A 19,264-nucleotide genomic window follows, 5' to 3' on the forward strand; every position below is an offset into this window, starting at 1 on the left:
AAGCACCACAACAAGCGCAGCAACATTTAACGCAACACAACGACTCGACCAAGAGACAAAGGAGTGGAGGTATCGATGGATGGAAATCCGTTTCTGAAAGTGCAGCGGCTCGGCCGCGCGCTGATGCTGCCGATCGCAGTGCTGCCGGTGGCCGGTTTGCTGCTGCGCCTCGGCCAGCCCGATGTGTTCAACATCAAGATGATCGCCGACGCGGGCGGCGCAATTTTCGACAACCTGCCGCTGCTGTTCGCGATCGGCGTCGCGGTCGGTTTCGCGAAGGACAATAACGGTGTCGCGGCGCTTGCCGGCGCGATCGGTTATCTGGTCGAAGTCGCGGTGATGAAGGACATCAACGACAAGCTCAACATGGGCGTGCTGTCGGGGATCGTTGCAGGGATCGTCGCGGGGATGCTGTACAACCGCTACAAGGACATCAAGCTGCCGGAATACCTCGCGTTCTTCGGCGGCAAACGCTTCGTGCCGATTATCACGGGGGTAGCGTGTCTCGCGATCGGCATTGTGTTCGGCTACGTGTGGGCGCCAATTCAAGGCGCGATCGACCTGGCCGGTCACTGGCTCACGACGGCCGGCGCGATCGGCGCATTCGTGTTCGGGTTGCTGAACCGTCTGCTGCTCGTGACCGGGCTGCATCACATCCTGAACTCGCTCGCGTGGTTCGTGTTCGGCTCGTTCACGCCGCCGGGCGGCGTCGCGGTGACCGGAGACCTGCACCGCTTCTTCGCCGGCGATCCGACCGCTGGAACGTTCATGACGGGCTTCTTCCCGATCATGATGTTCGGCCTGCCCGCCGCGTGTCTCGCGATGTTTCACGAGGCACCGAAGGAGCGCCGCGCGGTGGTCGGCGGCCTGCTGTTCTCGATGGCGCTCACATCGTTCCTAACCGGCGTGACCGAGCCGATCGAGTTCACTTTCATGTTTCTCGCGCCGGTGCTGTACGTGATCCACGCGGTGTTGACGGGGCTGTCGCTTGCGATCTGCTCGGCGCTCGGCATCAAGCTCGGCTTCACGTTCTCGGCGGGCGCGATCGACTACGTGCTGAACTACGGCCTGTCGACGAAGGGCTGGGAAGCGATTCCGATCGGCATCGTGTATGCCATCGCGTACTACGGGCTGTTCCGCTTCTTTATCCGCCGCTTCAATATGGCGACGCCGGGCCGCGAGCCAGCCGCTGCCGAAGCGCAGGCCGATTCGTTCGCGACCGGCGGCTACGTCGCACCGACGGCCAGCGCGAGCGTGCCGCGTGCCGTGCAGTACATCGCGGCGCTGGGTGGCGCGTCGAATCTGACGCTCGTCGATGCGTGCACGACGCGGCTGCGGCTCTCCGTGGTGGATCCGGCGCAGGTGTCGGAGGCCGACCTGAAGACGATTGGCGCGCGCGGCGTGCTGAAGCGCGGCGGTAACAGCGTGCAGGTGATCATCGGACCGGAAGCGGACATGATCGCCGATGAGATCCGCACGACGCTCGCGCAGGGTGGTGCGGTTGCTGCTTCGCCTGCTGCACCTGCTGCATCGGCAGAGAAGGCGACGCCTGCGGCAGGCAGCGGGCCACTCGATCCGGATCCGCTGCGCTGGCTAGCAGTGTTCGGCGGCGCGACCAATCTCGTGTCGCTTGATGCGGTGGCGGCGACGCGTCTGCGGATCGTCGTGCGCGATCCGTCCGCGGTCGATCGTCAACGGCTCGCGGCGCTCGACGTCGCGTGGGTGTCGGCCGATACATTCCACATCGTTGTAGGCGATGCGGCGCAGCGCTACGCTCAACAACTGTCGACACGTTTGCCCGCGGCAGGTGGGGCTGGTGCGGCGCCACTGCCGGCTTGAGCCTGGTTTGACTGAGGCGACGAGGTGCGGACGGGTTCCGTACCTGGCTTGCCTCACGGCGATCACTGCTTCCAGGTCCTGGGTACAGATGTTCCCAGGGCTTCTTCTTGTCAGAGACGAGCGATCAATACATCGAATGCGTATTCTGCTCGACCGACTCCGCGGTGATCTTGCCGCGCATCACGCGATACACCCAGCTGGTGTACAGCAGCACGAGCGGCAGAAAAATCGCCACCGCGATCAGCATGATCTGCAGCGTCATCCGGCTCGACGTCGAGTCCCACACGGTGAGGCTGCTGCGGCCGTCGAGCGACGACGGCATGATGAACGGAAACATCGAGAATCCCGCGGTGAGGATCACGCCGGCCACCATCAGCCCGGTCGACAGGAACGTACTCTTCTCGAAGCGCGATCCCCCGAGCAGCAGCGCGAGCACACCGCCCACAAGGCCCGCGACGGGCGCGGCCATCGTCCACGGGTAGGTCGAATAGTTCGACAGCCACAGACCGGGCGCACCGGTGACGTTCTTCAGCAGCGGATTCGCGACGGTGTCGGTGGGCGCCGCATCGATGATCTGATAGCCGCCGATGATCGTCGCGATCAGCACGCCAGCGATCACGAAGCACACCAGGGTGACGAGCGTGGCGATGCGTAGCGCGATCGATGCGCGTCGCGCGATGACGCCGTCGGTTTTCATCCGCACGAACGCGGCGCCGTGCGCGGCGAGCATCGACAGGCTCACGACGCCGCACAGCAGCGCGAACGGATTCAGCAGCCCGAAGAAGCTGCCGTGATACGTGACGCGCAAATCGTGATCGAACGCGAACGGTACGCCCTGCAGCAGGTTGCCGAACGCGACGCCGAACACCAGTGCCGGCACGAAGCCGCCGATGAAGAGCGCCCAGTCCCATGCATGGCGCCAGCGCGGATCGTCGCGCTTGCTGCGGTAATCGAAGCCGACCGGTCGAAAGAACAGCGAGAACAGCACGAGCAGCATCGCGAAGTAGAAGCCCGAGAACGACGCTGCGTAGACGAGCGGCCACGCGGCGAACATCGCGCCGCCCGCGGTGACGAACCACACCTGGTTGCCTTCCCACGTCGCGCCGACCGTGTTCACGATAATGCGCCGCTCCGCGTCGGTCTTGCCGATGATGGGCAGCAGGAAAGCAGCGCCCATGTCGAAGCCGTCGGTCAGCGCGAAGCCGATCAGCAGCACGCCGATCAGCACCCACCAGATCACTTTGAGCGTTGCGTAGTCCATGATGACCTTCCCGAGTGACGTGCCGCGTTGGATCAGGCCGGCGAGCTACCACGCGCCAGTTCTTCGGCCGCGATCTGCTCATGGTGATAGCGTCCCGTGTGCAGCGACGAGGGTCCGAGGCGCGCGTACTTGAACATCAACGTGATCTCGATGATGAAGAGCACCGTGTAGAACACGATGAACCCCGCGAGGCTCAGATACAGATCGTGCGCGGTGAGGCTCGATGCCGACAGCGCGGTGGGCAGGATTCCCGCGATGGTCCACGGCTGCCTGCCCACTTCGGCGACGATCCAGCCAAACTCGGCGGCGAGCCACGGTAGTGGAATGAACCACACGGCGCAGCGCAGGAACCAGCGACGGTTGTCGAGCAGCAGCGAACGCTGCGCGCAGAACCAGAACGCGAGCACGAACGTCGCGAGAAACAGCAAGCCGAGTCCGACCATCAGACGGAACGAGAAGAACACCGGCGCGACCGGTGGAACCGTCTTCTTCGCGGCCTGGCGGATCTGGTCGGGCGTCGCGTCGGTGACCGTCGACGTAAACTGCTTGAGCATCAGTCCGTAGCCGAGATCGTTCTTGTGCGCGTCGAACAGTGCGCGGGTGTCGTCGGACGTATCGCCTTCCTTCAGCTTCTGCAGCGCGCCGTACGCGATCATCCCGCTCTTGATCCGCGTTTCGGCATGCGCCATCAGATCCTTCAGCCCCGCGACCGGTTCGTCGAGCGAGCGCGTCGCGATGATGCCAAGCGCGTACGGCACGCGGATCGCGTAGTCGGTGCGCTCTTCCTTCTGGTTCGGGATGCCGATGATCGTGAACGGCGCGGGCGCCGGCGCGGTATCCCATTCCGACTCGATCGCGGCGAGCTTCACCTGCTGGACTTCACCGGTGCGGTAGCCGGATTCGTCGCCGAGCACGATCACGCAGATCGTCGACGCGAGGCCGAAGCCGGCGGCGATCGCGAACGAGCGCAGCGCGAACTCGGTGTCGCGGCGCTTCAGCAGATACCACGACGACACGCCGAGCACGAACATCGACGCCGTCACGTAGCCGGCCGACACCGTGTGCACGAACTTCACCTGCGCGACTGGATTGAAGATCACCGCATAGAGGCTCGACAGCTCCATGCGCATCGTTTCGTAGTTGAACTCCGCGCCGACCGGATTGTTCATCCAGCCGTTCGCGATGAGAATCCACAGCGCGGACAGATTCGAGCCGAGCGCGACGAGGAACGTGACCATCAGATGCTTGACGTTCGACAGCCGGTTCCAGCCAAAGAAGAACAGCCCGACGAACGTCGATTCGAGGAAGAACGCCATCAGCCCTTCGACCGCGAGCGGCACGCCAAAGATGTCGCCGACGTAGTGCGAGTAGTAAGACCAGTTCGTGCCGAACTGGAATTCGAGCGTGAGGCCGGTCGTGACGCCCATCGCGAAGTTGATCCCGAAGAGCTTGCCCCAGAACTGCGTCATGTCCTTGTAGATCTGCTTGCCGGTCATCACGTAGACCGACTCCATGATGACGAGCAGCCACGACAGGCCGAGCGTCAGCGGGACGAACAGGAAGTGGTAGAGCGCGGTGACGCCGAACTGGAGGCGCGAAAGATCGACGACTTCGCTAGCGGGCATGCTGATCTCCCTGAGGCGGATTGGGGGCGGGCACGGACAGCAGCGCCTGCGCGACCTGCGCGGGCGGCAACGACATGTTTTCGGCCTGCGGATGATTGAAGAACGCGTACTTGAGGATCATCAGCAACGCGAACTTGATGATGAGCACGATGACGATGTCGCGTGCGAAGGTCGGACCGCGGGCCCATGCGGCAATCCGGCCACGCAACGCGAGGCGGGGGGAAGGGCGGCGATCGAGCGAAAAGGTCATGGTCGGTGACGGCGACTACCTGGCAGGGACATCTGCGAAGCCCGGCGATCGTCGCCGGCACGGTATGCATGACTGATTCCAGGAGCAGCGTCGCGAGCGGACGTCTGCGGTGAAACTAATACAAGTATTGTCGAGCCAAGTCAATCGAGCGACGGAACGGTACGGCCGCGCGCGCAGAAAAAAGCCCCGCCGTCTTGCGAGGGCGGGGCTTGTGTGCGGCGCTGTGTCGCACCGCAGAAATGCTGATGCGGTAATGCGTTATGCGTATTCGTTCAACGCGCTGCGCATCTTCTTCATCGCGCTGGCTTCGATCTGACGGATGCGTTCCGCCGATACGCCGAATTCATCCGCGAGCTCGTGCAGCGTCGAGCCACCCGAACCGTCGTCGTCGACGTGCAGCCAGCGTGCCTCGATGATGCGGCGGCTGCGTGCGTCGAGCGACTCGAGCGCGGTGGCGATGCCTTCGCTTTGCAGCCGGTCGCGCTGACGCGCGGCGATCACGGCCGTGGGCTCGTTGTGCGAGTCGGCGAGATAGGCGATCGGCGCGTACGATTCTTCGCCGTCCTCGATCTGGCCTTCAAGCGCGACGTCGCCGCCGGACAGCCGCGTTTCCATCTCCGCGACTTCCTCGCGCTTCACGTTCAGCTCTTTGGCGAGGCCTTCGATCTCTTCGGGCGTGAACGCCTGCAACCCTTGCTTGTGGCTGCGCAGGTTGAAGAACAGCTTGCGTTGCGCCTTCGTGGTCGCGACCTTCACCGTGCGCCAGTTGCGCAGGATGTATTCGTGGATCTCGGCCTTGATCCAGTGCATGGCGTACGACACGAGGCGAACGTTCTGCGTCGGATCGAAGCGCTTCACGGCCTTCATCAGGCCGATGTTGCCTTCCTGGATCAGGTCGGCATGCGGCAACCCGTAGCCGAGGTAGTTACGCGCGATCGACACGACGAGGCGCAGGTGCGACAGCACCATCTTGCGGGCCGAGTCGAGGTTGTTCTGCTCGCGAAATTCGGTGGCGAACTGGCGTTCTTCCGCCGGCGTCAGCATCGGGATCCGGTTGACGGCCTGGATGTAGGCGTCGATGTTGCCCAGCTGGCCGGGCAACATCGAAAATTGCGCGAGCGCCAGTGCACCTGCCGGAGCGGCCTTAGCCGACGACGGGCTCAGAGTACTCGGAAGGGTCATTGCGTTGCTCACGTAGGTAACTCCTTTGAAAACAGCAAAAAAGCTCAGTCGGAAAACGACTTCACGCTGGATGTTAGCACTCTCGATATTTGAGTGCTAACACTTAGAGTCCGTGGGGTCATCGAGGTTCCCGGCTTCCTATTGAAATTCAAGATTCAATAGCATTGTACCCCTTCTGCAGCTTTTCCGGGTTAGGCGTAGCATTTACCCGCGAAGGGCGGGTGACCTTTCAATAACCTGCGATTTTTTCTGAATTTGAAGTAGCTATTTGCCGGATTCGGTCTATTTTTGGGCCGACCGTTCCTTGTCGACGCTCCGGAATAACGGCTTCCTTCCCCCCGGCGGCTTATAGGTCCACCGGGTAACAAGAGGTGTTCATGAAGAAAAAGAACTACGTAACACGTGGTCTGGCACTGAAAATTTCCCTGTTTGCGGGCATGCTGGCGTTATCCGGTGTCGCCAATGCGGACCAGTTTGGCGTCCAGCTAGCCGGTGGCGTTGCGGATCACCACGTGCACAAGCTCGATCTCGGCGTCGTCTGGGATCCGGGGCTCAACTGGTGGTACATCGGGGACTGGCATTTCACGGTGGTTGGCGAGGGGCACGTCGCGTGGTGGCATACCGACGAAGGCAACGTCCACGAGAACGTCGGGGAAATAGGCTTCACGCCGGTGCTGCGTTTCATCAAGGGGTCGGGCGCGATCCGTCCGTATTTCGAGGCCGGTGCCGGCGTGCGGCTGCTGACGAGCCCGACGATCTCCAGTCACTACAGCCTCGGATCGGCGTTCCAGTTTGCCGATATGGTCGGCGTGGGCGCGCAGTTCGGCAATCGTCAGCAGTATCAGGTCGGCTACCGCTTCCAGCACGTCTCGAACGCCAGTATCAAAGAGCCGAATCCTGGTATAAATTTCAGCCAGCTATATTTGCAATATAACTTCTGACGACCGCGGCCGAATGTCGGCCTCGGTCGGTGCAAAGGGGCTGAGCAATGGCGGCAAAGGTGATCGACGCGATCCGTGAACTGGAGCGCGACCGCTTTCGGGCGATGGTCGACGGCGATGGGTCGTTGCTGGACTCGCTGCTTTCCGACAGCGTGAGCTACGTGCACACGAACGGCAAGCGCGAGACCAAGCGGCAGTTCATCGACGCGATCACCGCGGGCCGCCGTCGTTACCGGCAGATCGAGATCCAGTCGCAGGACGTGATGCCGGTCGGACGCGAAACCTGCGTCGTCACCGGCCGTGCGTTGATCGAGATGGAAGCGAACAACGGTGCGCTGCTGTTTCCGATCGCGTACACGGCGATCCAGGCGCAGGAGGGCGGTCAGTGGCGGCTGGTCGCATGGCAGGCAACGCGTTGCGCAATCGAATGACCGGATGACCCCGTATCTTTGAGGGTGGGACTGCGGCTGGAGCTGGTCGGCTCCATCACCCGCTCCGCCTCGTGGGCGGATTGCCTGCGCCGGCCGCCTGTTGTGCGGCCGACGTCGTCCCGTGGGTGGGGTTTCCTTCTGTTGTTCTTCCTTTCAACGGTGGCGCGGATCCCGGCGACGCTTCAGGCCGCCTCCCGCTGGTCGACCGCTTGCCACGCCGCGCGATTGACCGCGCCGAGCGCGGCTACTTCCAGCGCATGGCCAATCCCGACGCCATATCGCACCGCCTGTCCACCGACCCGGCAGCCGACGAACACGGCCGTGCGCCCATCGGCCGTCTGCATGCTTTCGCACGACGTCACGTCGACGCTTTCGCCCGACGCCGCGGCGATGGCCCGTGCGATACGCCGTGCGCGCGCTTCGTCGATGCGCTGGCCTTCCGTTTCGTCCGCGCCAGCCTGCGTCGACACGTCGACGTCGCGGCTCTCCCAGCGCACACCACCTCCCGCGTCACGAGCCGCCGGCCCAACCGTCTCGAGATACTCGCTCGCGAACAGCGCGCAGATCGCGTCGCCGGTCATCTCCTCGCCCGACTGATCCACGACCGCCTGCACCGCACGACTGAATTCGATCTGCACGCGCCGCGGCGGCGCGAAACCCATGCCGCGCTCAAGCAGGAACGTCGTACCGCCCTTGCCCGACTGGCTGTTCACGCGGATCACCGCGTCGTAGCTGCGACCGACGTCGGTGGGATCGACGGGCAGGTAGGGCACCTCCCAGATCGCGTCCGGCGCCTGCTGCGCGAGGCCCTTGCGGATCGCGTCCTGATGCGATCCCGAAAAGGCTGTGTACACGAGATCGCCCGCATACGGATGACGTGGATGCACCGGCAGCCGGTTGCAGCGCTCGACGACGCCGCGTACCGCATCGATATCGGAGAAATCGAGGCCCGGGTCGATGCCTTGCGTGTAGAGATTCATCGCGAGCGTGACCAGATCGACGTTGCCCGTCCGTTCGCCGTTGCCGAACAGGCAGCCCTCGATGCGGTCCGCGCCGGCGAGCAGCGCGAGTTCTGCCGCGGCGACCGCGGTGCCGCGATCGTTGTGCGGATGAACCGACAGCACGATGCTGTCGCGATAGCCGAGATTGCGGTCCATCCATTCGATCTGGTCTGCATAGACGTTCGGTGTCGCCGCTTCGACGGTGGCCGGCAGGTTGACGATCATCTTATGATCGCGCGTCGGGCGCCACGTCTGCGCGACCGCGTCGCATACCTCGCGCGCGAATGTCAGCTCCGTCATGCTGAAGGTTTCGGGGGAGTACTGGTAGACCCAGTGTGTCTGCGGTCGGGCATCGGCGAACTGCCGGATCAGGCGCGTGCCCTCGACGGCAAGTGCCTTCACGTCAGCCTGCGACTGGTTGAAGACGATCCGCCGGAACGACGGACAGATTGCGTTGTACAGATGGACGATCGCGCGCGGTACACCTTCGAGCGCGTCGAACGTGCGCGCGATCAGGTCTTCGCGCGACTGCACGAGCACTTCGATCGTCACGTCATCGGGAATGCGCCGCTCGACGATCAGTTTGCGCACGAAGTCGAAATCCGTCTGCGACGCGGACGGAAATCCGACCTCGATCTCCTTGAAGCCGATCGCGACCAGCGTCTCGAAGAACTCGAGCTTCTGCGCGATGTTCATCGGTTCGATCAGCGACTGGTTGCCGTCGCGAAGATCGGTGCTCATCCAGATCGGCGCACGGTCGATCGTGCGGCCAGGCCATCGTCGGCCATTCAGGCGGACAGCGTGGAAAGGTCGGTACTTTTCAGCAGGATTGCGCAACATGGCGAGCCTCGTTCGTCTCGTCGCCTGCGAAGGGTACAGCATCGGGCGGCTGGCTCGACGCTGTCGGTGCGCGCTGCTGTGGCCGAAGCCAATGGAGCGACACGCACCCGACCTTCGCACTTTGTCCGCGGGGTAAGCGGACGAAAGGTAACGACTTACAGGTTGTAAAAGGAACTACGGTTGGGGTGAAACGGAGTGACAGCGGTGATGCGGAAACTCAGGAGGACCGCGCGAACAACTGGAATGCGCGGCGCTACGTCAGCGACTTACGCTAGACGTAGCGATAGGGGCCGCGCCAGGCGGCCCGAAGTAATTCGGAGGGTGTTCGGAATGAAACGCATGGGATCGACTGTATGTCAGCGCGGCGCGAGCTGTCAACCTGGCGGAGGGTGGCCGCTAGCGCTTCGTGATATCCGCGATGACTGCCACCTGCCGCGCGATCGCATCGGGCACCGGTGCGTCGCCGCGCAGGACGGCATCGATCCATGCAGCAGTTGTCTGCGCGTCGCGCGCGTCGGGCAGATCGACGGGCGGCGCATCCGCAGACGAGCGTTCCGCCGCGAGCAGCGTTTCGCAGATACCGTCGTGCAGCCAGTCGACCTGCACCTGGCGACGCGTATCCGCAACCGCCTCGCCCTCGGTGCCGCGCGCGAGCAGTGCGCCGCCCGCCGCCGCGTCGGGATGCGCATTGAACAACTGCGTGAGGCTCTCCCGATACGGCGGATGGGTGTAGTTCACGAGACGCAGCGCGGGCGGCGCGAACGGCTGGAGAATCTTGACGAGCGTGTGAGTGGAATTGCGCACGCCCATGCGCGCGCGCAGTGAGAGCAGTCGTGCGAGTTTCGGTGCGAGTGTCGCGATCGGTGCAAACGCGACGCGTCGTGCCGCGAGACTGTTCTCGATGTCGTCGTGCGTCTGTGCGGACGCGATGCCGAGCTGCGCGAAAATTTCCGCGCTGGTGACGCGGCCGGGATCGACGACGACGCCATGCACGAGCACCGGGACGCCCTCGCGTGCGAGCAGCAACGCGAGGAGCGGTACGAGATTCGGCTGTTTGCGCGCGCCGTTGTAGCTCGGAATCGAGACCGCCTGATGTGTGTCTTGCGACGCGCCCTGTGCGAGCCGCACCGGCTCGAACGATGCATGCGCGGCGGCCAGCATCGCGGCGAGTTCGTCGGCGGTTTCGCCCTTCACGCGATAGGCGAGCAACACGGCGCCGAGTTCCAGATCGGACACGCGGCCGTCGAGCATCGCGCTGTACAGCGCATGGGTGTCCTCGGGCGTCAGTGCGCGTGCGCCGTTCGACCCGCGGCCGATCTCCTTGATGAAGCGGGCACACGGAAAAACGGACGAGGTGGCGGAATCGGTCATGAGCGGTGGTGCGAATGGATGTGGCAAGGGCGGACATCGGGAGGGAGCGTTGAAGCTCGCTGGAAGACGCCGAACCTGCATTGTAGGGCCATCGCGAATTGCGTTCCCGGCGTGCCGGTGCGCCAATACGCCGGGCGAGGTGCGCATCGTCCGGTTCGCGCGTTACACTCGTTGCCTCCGGTGCTGCCTGCCCAGTACCGCGTTAGAAAATCACGCTCACGTTCACGACGGAGAATCGGATGACTTACGTATTTGCCCCACCGCCGGTTCTTGCGGTGCCGGTCGCCGGGTCCGGCGATCGTTTCGCGGTGCGCCGCATCTACTGTGTCGGTCGCAACTATGAAGCGCATGCGCGCGAGATGGGACACGATCCCGATCGCGAGCCGCCGTTCTTCTTCGGCAAGCCGGCCGATGCGGTGGTCTACGTCGCGCCCGGCGAGACCGGCGTGTTCCCGTATCCGTCGCAATCGAAGAACGTGCACTTCGAGATGGAACTCGTCGCCGCGATCGGCCAGGCGGGCAAGGACATTCCGGTCGAGCACGCGCTCGATCACGTGTACGGCTATGCGCTCGGTCTCGACATGACGCGCCGCGACCTGCAGGCCGAAGCGAAGAAGCTCGGTCGTCCATGGGATACCGCGAAGGGTTTCGATCATTCGGCGCCGCTCGGGCCGATTCATCCGGTGTCGGCGGTCGGGCATATCGGCGCCGGCGCGATCTGGCTGTCGGTCAACGGCGAGCCGAAGCAGCGCTCCGACGTGTCGCAACTGATCTGGTCGGTCGCCGAAACGGTCGCCTATCTGTCGACGCTGTTCGAGCTTCAGCCCGGCGACCTGATCTTCACCGGCACGCCCGAAGGCGTCGGCGCGGTGACGAAGGGCGACGTGATGACGGGCGGCGTGGAGGGGCTCGGCGAATTCAGCGTGCGCGTCGCGTGAGCGGTGCGAGGAGGAGACATCAAGATGAAGCTATACAGCTATTTCCGCAGCTCGGCGTCATACCGCGTGCGGATCGCGATGAACCTGAAGGGGCTGTCGTACGACTACGCGCCGATCCACATGTTGCGCGACGGCGGCGAGCAGTTCAAGCCGGAGTATCGCCGGCTGAATCATGATTCGGTCGTGCCGACGCTCGTGGACGGCGACGACGTGCTCACGCAGTCGCTCGCGATCATCGAGTATCTCGAGGAGACGCATCCGCAACCGCCGCTGCTACCCGCGGCGCCGCGCGATCGCGCGTACGTGCGATCGGTCGCGCTGCAGATCGCGTGCGAGATTCATCCGGTCGACAACCTGCGCGTGCTGAAGTATCTGAAGCACACGCTAGGTGTGGACGATGCGGCGAAAGACGCGTGGTACCGGCACTGGATCGAGTCCGGTTTCGCCGCGCTGGAGGCGCATCTGGCGAGCGATCCGCGCACCGGCAAGCTGTGTTTTGGCGATACGCCGACGATGGCCGATGCGTGCCTCGTGCCGCAGGTGTTCAACGCGCAGCGCTTCAAGATCGACACGACGGCGTACCCGACCATCCAGCGCATCGTCGATCACGCGGCGCAGATCGACGCATTCGCGCGGGCCGCGCCGGGTGCGCAGCCCGACGCCGAATAAGCGACTTGGCGCGTGTCTGCCGCTAGCTGCCGAGTAGCGCGTCCGCGAATTCTTCCGCGCTGAACGGCTGCAGATCCTCGACCTTCTCACCGACGCCGATGAAGTACACCGGCACCGGACGCTGCCGCGCGATCGCCGCGAGAATCCCGCCCTTCGCGGTGCCGTCGAGCTTCGTGACGATCAGGCCGGTGAGACCGAGCGCGTCGTCGAACGACTTCACCTGCGAGAGCGCGTTCTGGCCGGTGTTCGCATCGATCACGAGCAGCACTTCGTGCGGCGCGCCGTCGAGCGCCTTACCGATCACGCGCTTCACCTTGCGCAATTCTTCCATCAGATGAAGCTGCGTCGGCAGACGGCCGGCGGTATCGGCCATCAGCACGTCGATCTTGCGCGCGCGTGCGGCGCCGACTGCATCGAAGATCACCGCGGCCGGATCGCCGCTTTCCTGCGACACGACGGTCACGTTGTTGCGTTCACCCCAGATCGCGAGCTGCTCGCGCGCGGCTGCGCGAAACGTGTCGCCGGCCGCGAGCAGTACGGATTGATCGAAGCGCTGCAGATGCTTCGCGAGCTTTCCGATGCTGGTCGTCTTGCCCGCGCCGTTGACGCCCGCGATCATCATCACGAGCGGCTGCGCGCGGCCGAGCATCAGCGATTTCTCGAGCGGCTGCAGCAGATCGATCAACAGCGTGCGCAGCGCGCCCTTGACCTGCTGCGGATCGGTGAGCCGTTCGCTGCGCACTTTTTCGCGCAGTGCTTCGAGCAGGAATTCGGTGGCCTCGACGCCCGCGTCGGACATCAGCAGCGCTGTTTCGAGTTCTTCGTACAGGTCTTCGTCGATCTTCGCGCCGACGAAAATGCCGGTGAGGCTCGAACTCGTTTTCGACAGTCCGGTTTTAAGCCGCGTGAGCCAGGATTTTTTCGCGGCGGGTTCGGGCTGGGGTGGCGGGACGATCTCGACGGACTCGGGGGCGGCAGAGTCGAGTGCTTCCGGTTCGATGTCGTCGGGCTGCGCGGCTTCGGCCGCCGGGGCGGTATCGATGTGCGGAGCGAGCGCTGGTTGTTCCGCGGATGCAGACGCAGACGACGCAACGGGTGCCGGCTCGGGTGCCGTTTCCGGGCCCGCTTCGGTCGTGGGCAAATCCGTTGCGGTGGGTTCTGTCGCCTGAGCTTCTTCCGCGGCGGTATCGGACCCTTTCGAGCCCTTGAATCGTTTGAAAAAGCTGAACATGTTCTGGCGTGGCTCGACGGCGGGTGCGGCGCGGCGATGCGGGATGCAACGCGCTGAAAGCCCGTCATTTTATCAGGCCAGCCCTACCTCGTCGTGACGGTGGCGCCCTCAGCCCCGTATGGTCCGTGTGGTAACGTGGGCGCTCCGGCCCGCCCGCATAGGCTTGCATGGCGCCGCGTTCTGGTCTTGTCCATCCAATCGATTCGCATGTCCCGTTCATCTCCTCCCCGCGCGCGCAGCGCATCGTCTGGTCGCGGCAAGCCGCACGCGATCCGTATCATCGGCGGCGACTGGAAGCGCACGCCGCTGCCGGTACTCGATCTCGATGGCCTGCGGCCGACACCCGATCGCGTCCGCGAGACGGTGTTCAACTGGCTCGGCCAGCGGCTCGAAGGGCAGCGCTGTCTTGATCTGTTCGCGGGCAGCGGCGCGCTCGGTTTCGAGGCCGCGTCGCGCGGCGCGTCGCGCGTGCTGATGGTCGAGCGCAACGCGCGCGTCGCCGCGCAGCTGCGTGCGAACCAGGCGCGTCTGTCCGCGACGACGATCGAAATCGCCGAAGCCGACGGGCTGCGTCTTGCCGCGAGCCTCGCGCCGGGTTCGTTCGACGTCGTGTTCCTCGATCCGCCGTTCGGCGACGATCTGCTTGGCCGTGCGCTCGCACTTGCGGTGCCGCTCGTCAGTGCCGATGGCATGCTCTATGTCGAGGCTGGAGATCCGCTCGACGTCGCGCAGAACGAGACGCTGGGGGGCTGGAGCGTCGTGCGGCAGGGCAAGGCGGGGGCGGTTCATTATCATCTGCTGCAACGGGACGGTTCGCAGAACGCTCCTGTCGTCTAATCCGGCAGTGAGTCGGTGTCCGTCAGATATCGAACGAGCAGATCCGCGAGCGGTGTCAGCGCGCTGAAGTCGCGAACGCACAGATGAAGGCGCCTCGACGCCCACGGGTCCGCGATCGGCAGAACGATCAGGCTCGGGCGACCCAGCTGCGCCACGGACGCCCGCGACAACACCGCGATGCCGATACCGGCTTCGACCAGCATGCCGACGTCTTCGACGCTTTTCAGCTGGACGCGATAGTTGATCTTGTGCCCGAGGCGCGAGGCACGATCGCCGAGATGAATCTCCAGCGCCGCGTCCTTGTGACCGACGAACGCGTCGCCGACGATATCGGCGAACGCGACCTGCTGTTGATCCGCGATGCGATGCGATGCGTCCGGCTCGCGACGACGACGAGCTGATCGGCGGCGACGCAGCGGGTTTGCAACGTCGCGATATCGGCGATATCCGCGGCGAGGCCGACTTCCGCGCGCCCTTCCGCGATAGCGAGCGCGATCTCGCTACTTGGGCGCTCGTCGATATCAACCGAGAGATCCGGATACGCGGCCAGAAACCGGCAGAGTTTCTGTGGGACGAACGCTGCTAGCGCCGCAGTATTCGACAGAAGCGTGATGCGCCCCTTGAGCCCCGTTCCATACGCGCGCAATTCTCCGCGCATCTGCTCGACTTGACCAAGGATCAGCCGCGCATGGCGGATCAGCGCCTTACCCGCGGCGGTTGGCGTGACGCCACGGCGGGTGCGGGCGAGCAAGGGCGTGCCGAGCGCGGATTCCATCCCCGAGATGCGGGCGCTCACCGATGCGAGCGCCAGATTGGTCACCTGTGCGCCTTTCGTGAGACTGCCGTGCTCCACGACGGTGAGGAATAACCGCATGTCGGTCAGGTCGAACCGCATTCTCGTTCCCTTCGGTTTTCGCGAAGTCTAGCATTGGAAATGCCAGATTGTGGAACGTGAGCTTTGTTCCTAGCATGCGGGCATGCACTCCTTTTTCTTCCTTTTTGCCGCAGGTCTCGTTGCCGGAGCGATGAATGCGCTAGCGGGCGGCGGCTCGTTCGTGAGCTTGCCGGCACTGATTCTCGCCGGCGTGCCATCGGTTCAGGCGAACGCTTCGAGTACGGTCGCGTTGTATCCGGGCGGCCTCGCGAGTGCGTGGGCCTATCGCGACGGACTTGGCCCGGTCGGCGCCGTCGGGTTGCGCCCGCTGCTGCTGTCGACGCTCGTCGGCGGCATGATTGGCGCCGCGCTGTTACTCGTGACGTCGTCGGCCGCATTCAATTTCGTGCTCCCCTGGCTGCTTCTGCTCGCGAGCCTCGCGCTCGGGTTTGGGCGTACGGTCGGCGAGCGGTTGCGTCGACGCTGGACCATCCGGCCATGGGCCGTATTGATCGTCCAGTTCGCGCTGGGGATCTACGGCGGCTACTTTGGCGGCGCCGTTGGCATCATGATGATTGCGGTTTGGGGCTTGCTGGACAGTAGCGACGTGAAGCGCCTGAGCGCGCCGCGGACGCTGCTCGTCAGCGCGGCGAACACGATGGCGGTGCTCACGTTCATCGCGGCCGGTGTCGTTCAGTGGCGCGAGACGCTGGTGATGCTGGTCGCGGCAATCGTCGGCGGTTACGGCGGCGCGCAGATCGGTCGACGGATGCCTGCGAAACTGATTCGCGCGGGGACCTTGCTGGTCACGGCGTGCATCACCGTGGCGTTCTTCGTGAGAGCGTACTTTCCGGGGCTGGCGGGATGACGGCGCCCCTTCCTGGGATAGCTCTGGAATAGCTGAACCGATGCAACTACGGGAGGTGTAGATGATGTCGGCCCTTCTTGAAACGATCGGAGCACTGGGCGTACTCGCGAGCATCGCGGCGAAGATCTCGTTTATCGGATGGGGGCGCTGGGGAAAGCGTGGGGCGGCCGCATATCGCCCGCACCGCGCTCCGCGCGCTACCAACCCTGAGCCATGCGAACGCGCCTTGCACGAGCGGGTTAGTGCACGTGGCGATGATGGATGTCGGGAAAATGTGCGTGAGCGTGCGTGATCGGCGCGTGTCGATGCGGATGCGTATGCGGCTCTTCGCCATCCCATTCGAAGTCGTGAACATGCTGATGATGTTCGTCGTGCCTATGTCGATGGTTGTGGTCCAGCGCTTCGTGAGTATGCGGATGTTCGTGCCGTTCACGGATGTGAAACCAGATTCCTACGCCCATGAGCGCGGCCGCTACCCCGAAGCGCCACGACGGCATCTCTGGCCACAGAACGATCGAGAGTGCGACACCGAATATCGGCGCTACCGAGAAATAGGCCCCGGTTCGGGCCGTGCCGAGATTGCGTAGCGCCACGACGAAGAGAACCAGGCTCACGCCATAGCCCGCGAAGCCGGTCAGCATCGCCGTTGCGATTCCGACCGCGCCGGGAAGATGAGCACCCAGCATGAGCGCGATGCCGAGATTGACCGGGCCGGCGACCAGTCCTTTGAGACAGGCAATGACCATCGCATCGTTGGTCGACACTTTGCGCGTCAGATTGTTGTCGATGGCCCACGCGGCGCAGGCTCCCGTGACCAGTAGTGCACCGGGCGATACGCTTGCCGTACCCGGTTGCCAGGACAGCATCACGCCACCGGCGACGATGGCGACCATGCCGAGGAATATCCTCAGATCGACGTTCTCCCGGAACACGACCCACGCAATCACCGCGGTCAATACGCCTTCGAGGTTGAGTAATAGTGAGCTTGTCGCGGCAGACGTTGTGCTCAGACCGAGCATGAGCAGCGCGGGTCCGACGACGCCGCCGGCGGCGATCGCACCCAGTAGCCAGGGTATCTCGGCAACTTGAATGCGGCTTTCGTTTTGACGTTCGCCCGCCGTCCTGCGAGTGCGCTTGACGAGAATCCCGACGGCAAGCCCGATACCGCTTCCCAGATAAAAGAGGCCCGCGACCATGAAAGGAGACAGCGAGCCGAGCAGCGCTTTGGCGAGCGGTGTGGTGACGCCGAACAGCGCGGCCGCGACGAGTGCCGTGAACGCGGCGTGGTGACGTACCTGCATGGAGCGGTCATGGGACGGTGGTCGATAACGCAAATTCTACGCGGGCCGCGGGCGGTAGCGCCAAGCCGATGCGCGCCCCATTGCGGATGGTTGCGCCGATCGTTGGCGCGGGGCGTTCGCGTATGATCTTTCGTTCCTGTCCGGTGAAGGCGCCATGCGCGGAAGGCGGTCGAGCCTGAAGTCTATGACGAGGATTGCCGGATAGTTTTTCCACCCGTGTGAAAATGAGGGTTTTAGCACGCCGGGAAAAGCTTCACTCAGATTTGCTTAATTGGCGGCGGACCAATCCGCCATGAGAGCAAAAATGAAAATAGGTTATGCCAGAGTCTCCACACAGGACCAAGAAACGTTCGGGCAACTCGACGCACTGCGCAGGGCCGGCGTCGAAGTAGTTCACGAAGAAAAAAAATCCGGCGCCACGATGCGCCGGCCCATCCTCGAAAACATCCTCCGCAATCTTCGAAAAGGCGACACGCTGGTCGTCTACAAGCTCGACCGCATCGCGCGGTCGCTCAAGCACCTGTTGGCCGTCATCGAGTTATTGCACAGCCGCGGCTGCGACTTCGAAAGCCTCACGGAACACATCGACACGAACAGCCCAGCTGGACGCCTCATGCTCCAGATGCTCGGTGCGTTCGCTGAGTTCGAGCGCGAGTTGATTCGAGAGAGGACCATCGTCGGCATACGCGCTGCGCGTGATCGAGGTGCGCAGCTCGGGCGACCGCGAAAGCTGACGAAGCCAGAGGAAACAGAAGCGCTCCGACTCTGGCGAACCAATCGCTACAGCTACACGACCATCGCCAAGCTCTATAACGTCCACAGAAGCACTGTTTCGCGTGTGATAGAGCATCTAGTCCAAGACGAGCAACCAAAGCTGCTGTAGCCCCGCGTATGGCATGGGGAAGGGGCAGGTGCGGCCAGCCCCTTCCCCAGTGCCGAGCGTACCTTTTCCTGCGACCGTCAAGTCCAAGCCCTTCGGGGCCGCTGCGCGGCGACTTGACGGAATCCGACGTAATCGCGAGGCCCGCACAGACACTTACAGCCATACGAATTGCCACCTGCACACATTTCGGCGAATGTGATCTACAGAGTTGTTGTCAGCGCACGAGAGTGTCGTCCACTATCCGCTGTCCAGCGCTATACCCTGCCATGAGCGCATCACCTTCCGTCGCGAAAAGTTGCTGGCCATCTGCTGCGAGGCGTATCGGCGCGACCATGGGACGCGTCGCGCCCGAGATGCAGACGGACACGACAGCTAAGAAGCCCTTCGGAGGCAATGACCAGATGTTCCCGGAGACTTCCCATTGGGGCTCAAGCTCGACGGCAACCTCAAAGCCCTTGTATCGATAAATTCTTTTCATTGACAAACCTGACTAGCTGATCCTGTCGACCCTGAAACTGCGGAACTCCTCGTAAGAGAGTGTACATCTCCCCATGAGCGCTCAAATATCATGAGCGCAGACGAAAAAAAGCCGGTCGCTTGGACCGGCAAAAGGGGACAACCGAAACCATCGAACTGCGTCAGCTCGTCACCAGTCGCAACCCACCCGCATGCGAAACTCCATCTGCCTTCGCATGCGAAAGTTCTTCATCGGACAACGGTTCCAGCGTTCCACGCATCGCCTCGGTTATGCGCTCGCACATCACGAGCATCGCAAACGCCAGCGCCTGATTTGCACGCATGCGACGTATCGCCGGGTCCTGCGATTCCTCAATCTCACAATTGAACTGCTCGAACTGCATCACCAGCCGCTTGATGTTCAGGTACGGCGTATCCGGATTTAACTCCACCATCGCAACCCCCG

At 63.6% G+C, this 19,264-nt stretch carries 20 protein-coding genes; 8 read left to right on the forward strand and 12 right to left on the reverse strand.

Annotated elements, in window-relative coordinates; translation table 11 throughout:
* The first annotated feature begins 75 nt into the window (after positions 1-75).
* Positions 76-1,839 (forward strand): N-acetylglucosamine-specific PTS transporter subunit IIBC, encoded by a 1,764-nt coding sequence (gene nagE, locus ACREXZ_RS17260; protein WP_431765315.1) that lies wholly within the window; start codon positions 76-78, stop codon positions 1,837-1,839.
* A 124-nt stretch (positions 1,840-1,963) separates the two neighbouring features.
* Here the strand turns inward: nagE and cydB are convergent, their stop codons facing one another.
* The 4 genes from cydB to rpoH form a co-directional block, all read right to left on the reverse strand.
* Positions 1,964-3,100, reverse strand: coding sequence for a cytochrome d ubiquinol oxidase subunit II (gene cydB / locus ACREXZ_RS17265; RefSeq protein ID WP_431765316.1), 1,137 nt, complete (start codon positions 3,098-3,100; stop codon positions 1,964-1,966).
* A 32-nt stretch (positions 3,101-3,132) separates the two neighbouring features.
* Positions 3,133-4,725 (reverse strand): cytochrome ubiquinol oxidase subunit I, encoded by a 1,593-nt coding sequence (locus tag ACREXZ_RS17270; RefSeq protein WP_431765317.1) that lies wholly within the window; start codon positions 4,723-4,725, stop codon positions 3,133-3,135.
* Positions 4,715-4,975 carry a cytochrome oxidase putative small subunit CydP gene (gene cydP, locus ACREXZ_RS17275; RefSeq protein WP_431765318.1) on the reverse strand — a complete coding sequence of 87 codons (261 nt, stop codon included), beginning with the start codon at positions 4,973-4,975 and terminating at the stop codon, positions 4,715-4,717. Before cydP ends, ACREXZ_RS17270 begins: the two co-directional genes overlap by 11 nt.
* A 258-nt stretch (positions 4,976-5,233) precedes the next feature.
* Entirely contained in the window at positions 5,234-6,169 is a 936-nt protein-coding gene (rpoH, locus tag ACREXZ_RS17280; protein WP_431765319.1) for an RNA polymerase sigma factor RpoH, read from the reverse strand.
* Positions 6,170-6,534: 365 nt separating this feature from the next.
* On the opposite strand from rpoH, the gene ACREXZ_RS17285 reads away from it, so the two are divergent.
* Positions 6,535-7,098 (forward strand): acyloxyacyl hydrolase, encoded by a 564-nt coding sequence (locus ACREXZ_RS17285; RefSeq protein ID WP_431765320.1) that lies wholly within the window; start codon positions 6,535-6,537, stop codon positions 7,096-7,098.
* Between the two features lie 47 nt (positions 7,099-7,145).
* Positions 7,146-7,529, forward strand: a complete 384-nt coding sequence (locus tag ACREXZ_RS17290; RefSeq protein ID WP_431765321.1) for a nuclear transport factor 2 family protein — start codon at positions 7,146-7,148, stop codon at positions 7,527-7,529.
* A 182-nt stretch (positions 7,530-7,711) separates the two neighbouring features.
* Here the strand turns inward: ACREXZ_RS17290 and leuA are convergent, their stop codons facing one another.
* Positions 7,712-9,370 carry a 2-isopropylmalate synthase gene (leuA, locus tag ACREXZ_RS17295; RefSeq protein WP_431765322.1) on the reverse strand — a complete coding sequence of 553 codons (1,659 nt, stop codon included), beginning with the start codon at positions 9,368-9,370 and terminating at the stop codon, positions 7,712-7,714.
* Between the two features lie 396 nt (positions 9,371-9,766).
* On the reverse strand, positions 9,767-10,741 hold the full coding sequence (gene ybiB / locus ACREXZ_RS17300; RefSeq protein ID WP_431765323.1) for a DNA-binding protein YbiB: 975 nt from the start codon (positions 10,739-10,741) through the stop codon (positions 9,767-9,769).
* Between the two features lie 239 nt (positions 10,742-10,980).
* Between ybiB and ACREXZ_RS17305 the strand changes: the two genes are divergently transcribed.
* The gene (locus tag ACREXZ_RS17305) at positions 10,981-11,679 is read left to right on the forward strand and encodes a fumarylacetoacetate hydrolase family protein (protein ID WP_431765324.1); all 699 of its coding nucleotides are present in this window, start codon (positions 10,981-10,983) and stop codon (positions 11,677-11,679) included.
* Positions 11,680-11,703: 24 nt separating this feature from the next.
* Positions 11,704-12,348 carry a maleylacetoacetate isomerase gene (gene maiA / locus ACREXZ_RS17310; RefSeq protein ID WP_431765325.1) on the forward strand — a complete coding sequence of 215 codons (645 nt, stop codon included), beginning with the start codon at positions 11,704-11,706 and terminating at the stop codon, positions 12,346-12,348.
* Between the two features lie 22 nt (positions 12,349-12,370).
* On the opposite strand, the gene ftsY is transcribed toward maiA, so the two are convergent.
* On the reverse strand, positions 12,371-13,579 hold the full coding sequence (ftsY, locus tag ACREXZ_RS17315; RefSeq protein ID WP_431765326.1) for a signal recognition particle-docking protein FtsY: 1,209 nt from the start codon (positions 13,577-13,579) through the stop codon (positions 12,371-12,373).
* 207 nt (positions 13,580-13,786) lie between these two features.
* Between ftsY and rsmD the strand changes: the two genes are divergently transcribed.
* Complete coding sequence (gene rsmD / locus ACREXZ_RS17320) at positions 13,787-14,416, forward strand: 16S rRNA (guanine(966)-N(2))-methyltransferase RsmD (protein WP_431765327.1); 630 nt, start codon at positions 13,787-13,789, stop codon at positions 14,414-14,416.
* Here rsmD and ACREXZ_RS17325 read toward each other — a convergent pair.
* Together ACREXZ_RS17325 and ACREXZ_RS17330 are read right to left on the reverse strand one after the other, a co-directional pair.
* Positions 14,413-14,745 carry a LysR substrate-binding domain-containing protein gene (locus ACREXZ_RS17325; protein ID WP_431765407.1) on the reverse strand — a complete coding sequence of 111 codons (333 nt, stop codon included), beginning with the start codon at positions 14,743-14,745 and terminating at the stop codon, positions 14,413-14,415. The genes rsmD and ACREXZ_RS17325 overlap by 4 nt on opposite strands.
* The gene (locus ACREXZ_RS17330) at positions 14,640-15,311 is read right to left on the reverse strand and encodes a LysR family transcriptional regulator (protein ID WP_431765328.1); all 672 of its coding nucleotides are present in this window, start codon (positions 15,309-15,311) and stop codon (positions 14,640-14,642) included. The genes ACREXZ_RS17325 and ACREXZ_RS17330 overlap by 106 nt, the downstream gene beginning before the upstream one ends.
* Before the next feature lie 82 nt (positions 15,312-15,393).
* On the opposite strand from ACREXZ_RS17330, the gene ACREXZ_RS17335 reads away from it, so the two are divergent.
* Positions 15,394-16,158: a sulfite exporter TauE/SafE family protein gene (locus ACREXZ_RS17335; protein WP_431765329.1), complete on the forward strand. Its 765-nt coding sequence runs from the start codon at positions 15,394-15,396 to the stop codon at positions 16,156-16,158.
* Positions 16,159-16,397: 239 nt separating this feature from the next.
* On the opposite strand, the gene ACREXZ_RS17340 is transcribed toward ACREXZ_RS17335, so the two are convergent.
* A complete protein-coding gene (locus tag ACREXZ_RS17340; protein WP_431765330.1) occupies positions 16,398-17,459 on the reverse strand; it encodes an EamA family transporter in 1,062 nt (353 codons plus the stop codon).
* A gap of 304 nt (positions 17,460-17,763) precedes the next feature.
* On the opposite strand from ACREXZ_RS17340, the gene ACREXZ_RS17345 reads away from it, so the two are divergent.
* Entirely contained in the window at positions 17,764-18,342 is a 579-nt protein-coding gene (locus ACREXZ_RS17345; protein ID WP_431765331.1) for a recombinase family protein, read from the forward strand.
* Between the two features lie 214 nt (positions 18,343-18,556).
* Here the strand turns inward: ACREXZ_RS17345 and ACREXZ_RS17350 are convergent, their stop codons facing one another.
* The gene (locus ACREXZ_RS17350; protein WP_431765332.1) at positions 18,557-18,820 is read right to left on the reverse strand and encodes a hypothetical protein; all 264 of its coding nucleotides are present in this window, start codon (positions 18,818-18,820) and stop codon (positions 18,557-18,559) included.
* Between the two features lie 160 nt (positions 18,821-18,980).
* Positions 18,981-19,253, reverse strand: coding sequence for a hypothetical protein (locus tag ACREXZ_RS17355; protein WP_431765333.1), 273 nt, complete (start codon positions 19,251-19,253; stop codon positions 18,981-18,983).
* Between the last annotated feature and the right edge of the window lie 11 nt (positions 19,254-19,264).

The organism is Paraburkholderia sp. (assembly GCF_050742655.1).
Taxonomy (GTDB): Bacteria; Pseudomonadota; Gammaproteobacteria; order Burkholderiales; family Burkholderiaceae; genus Paraburkholderia.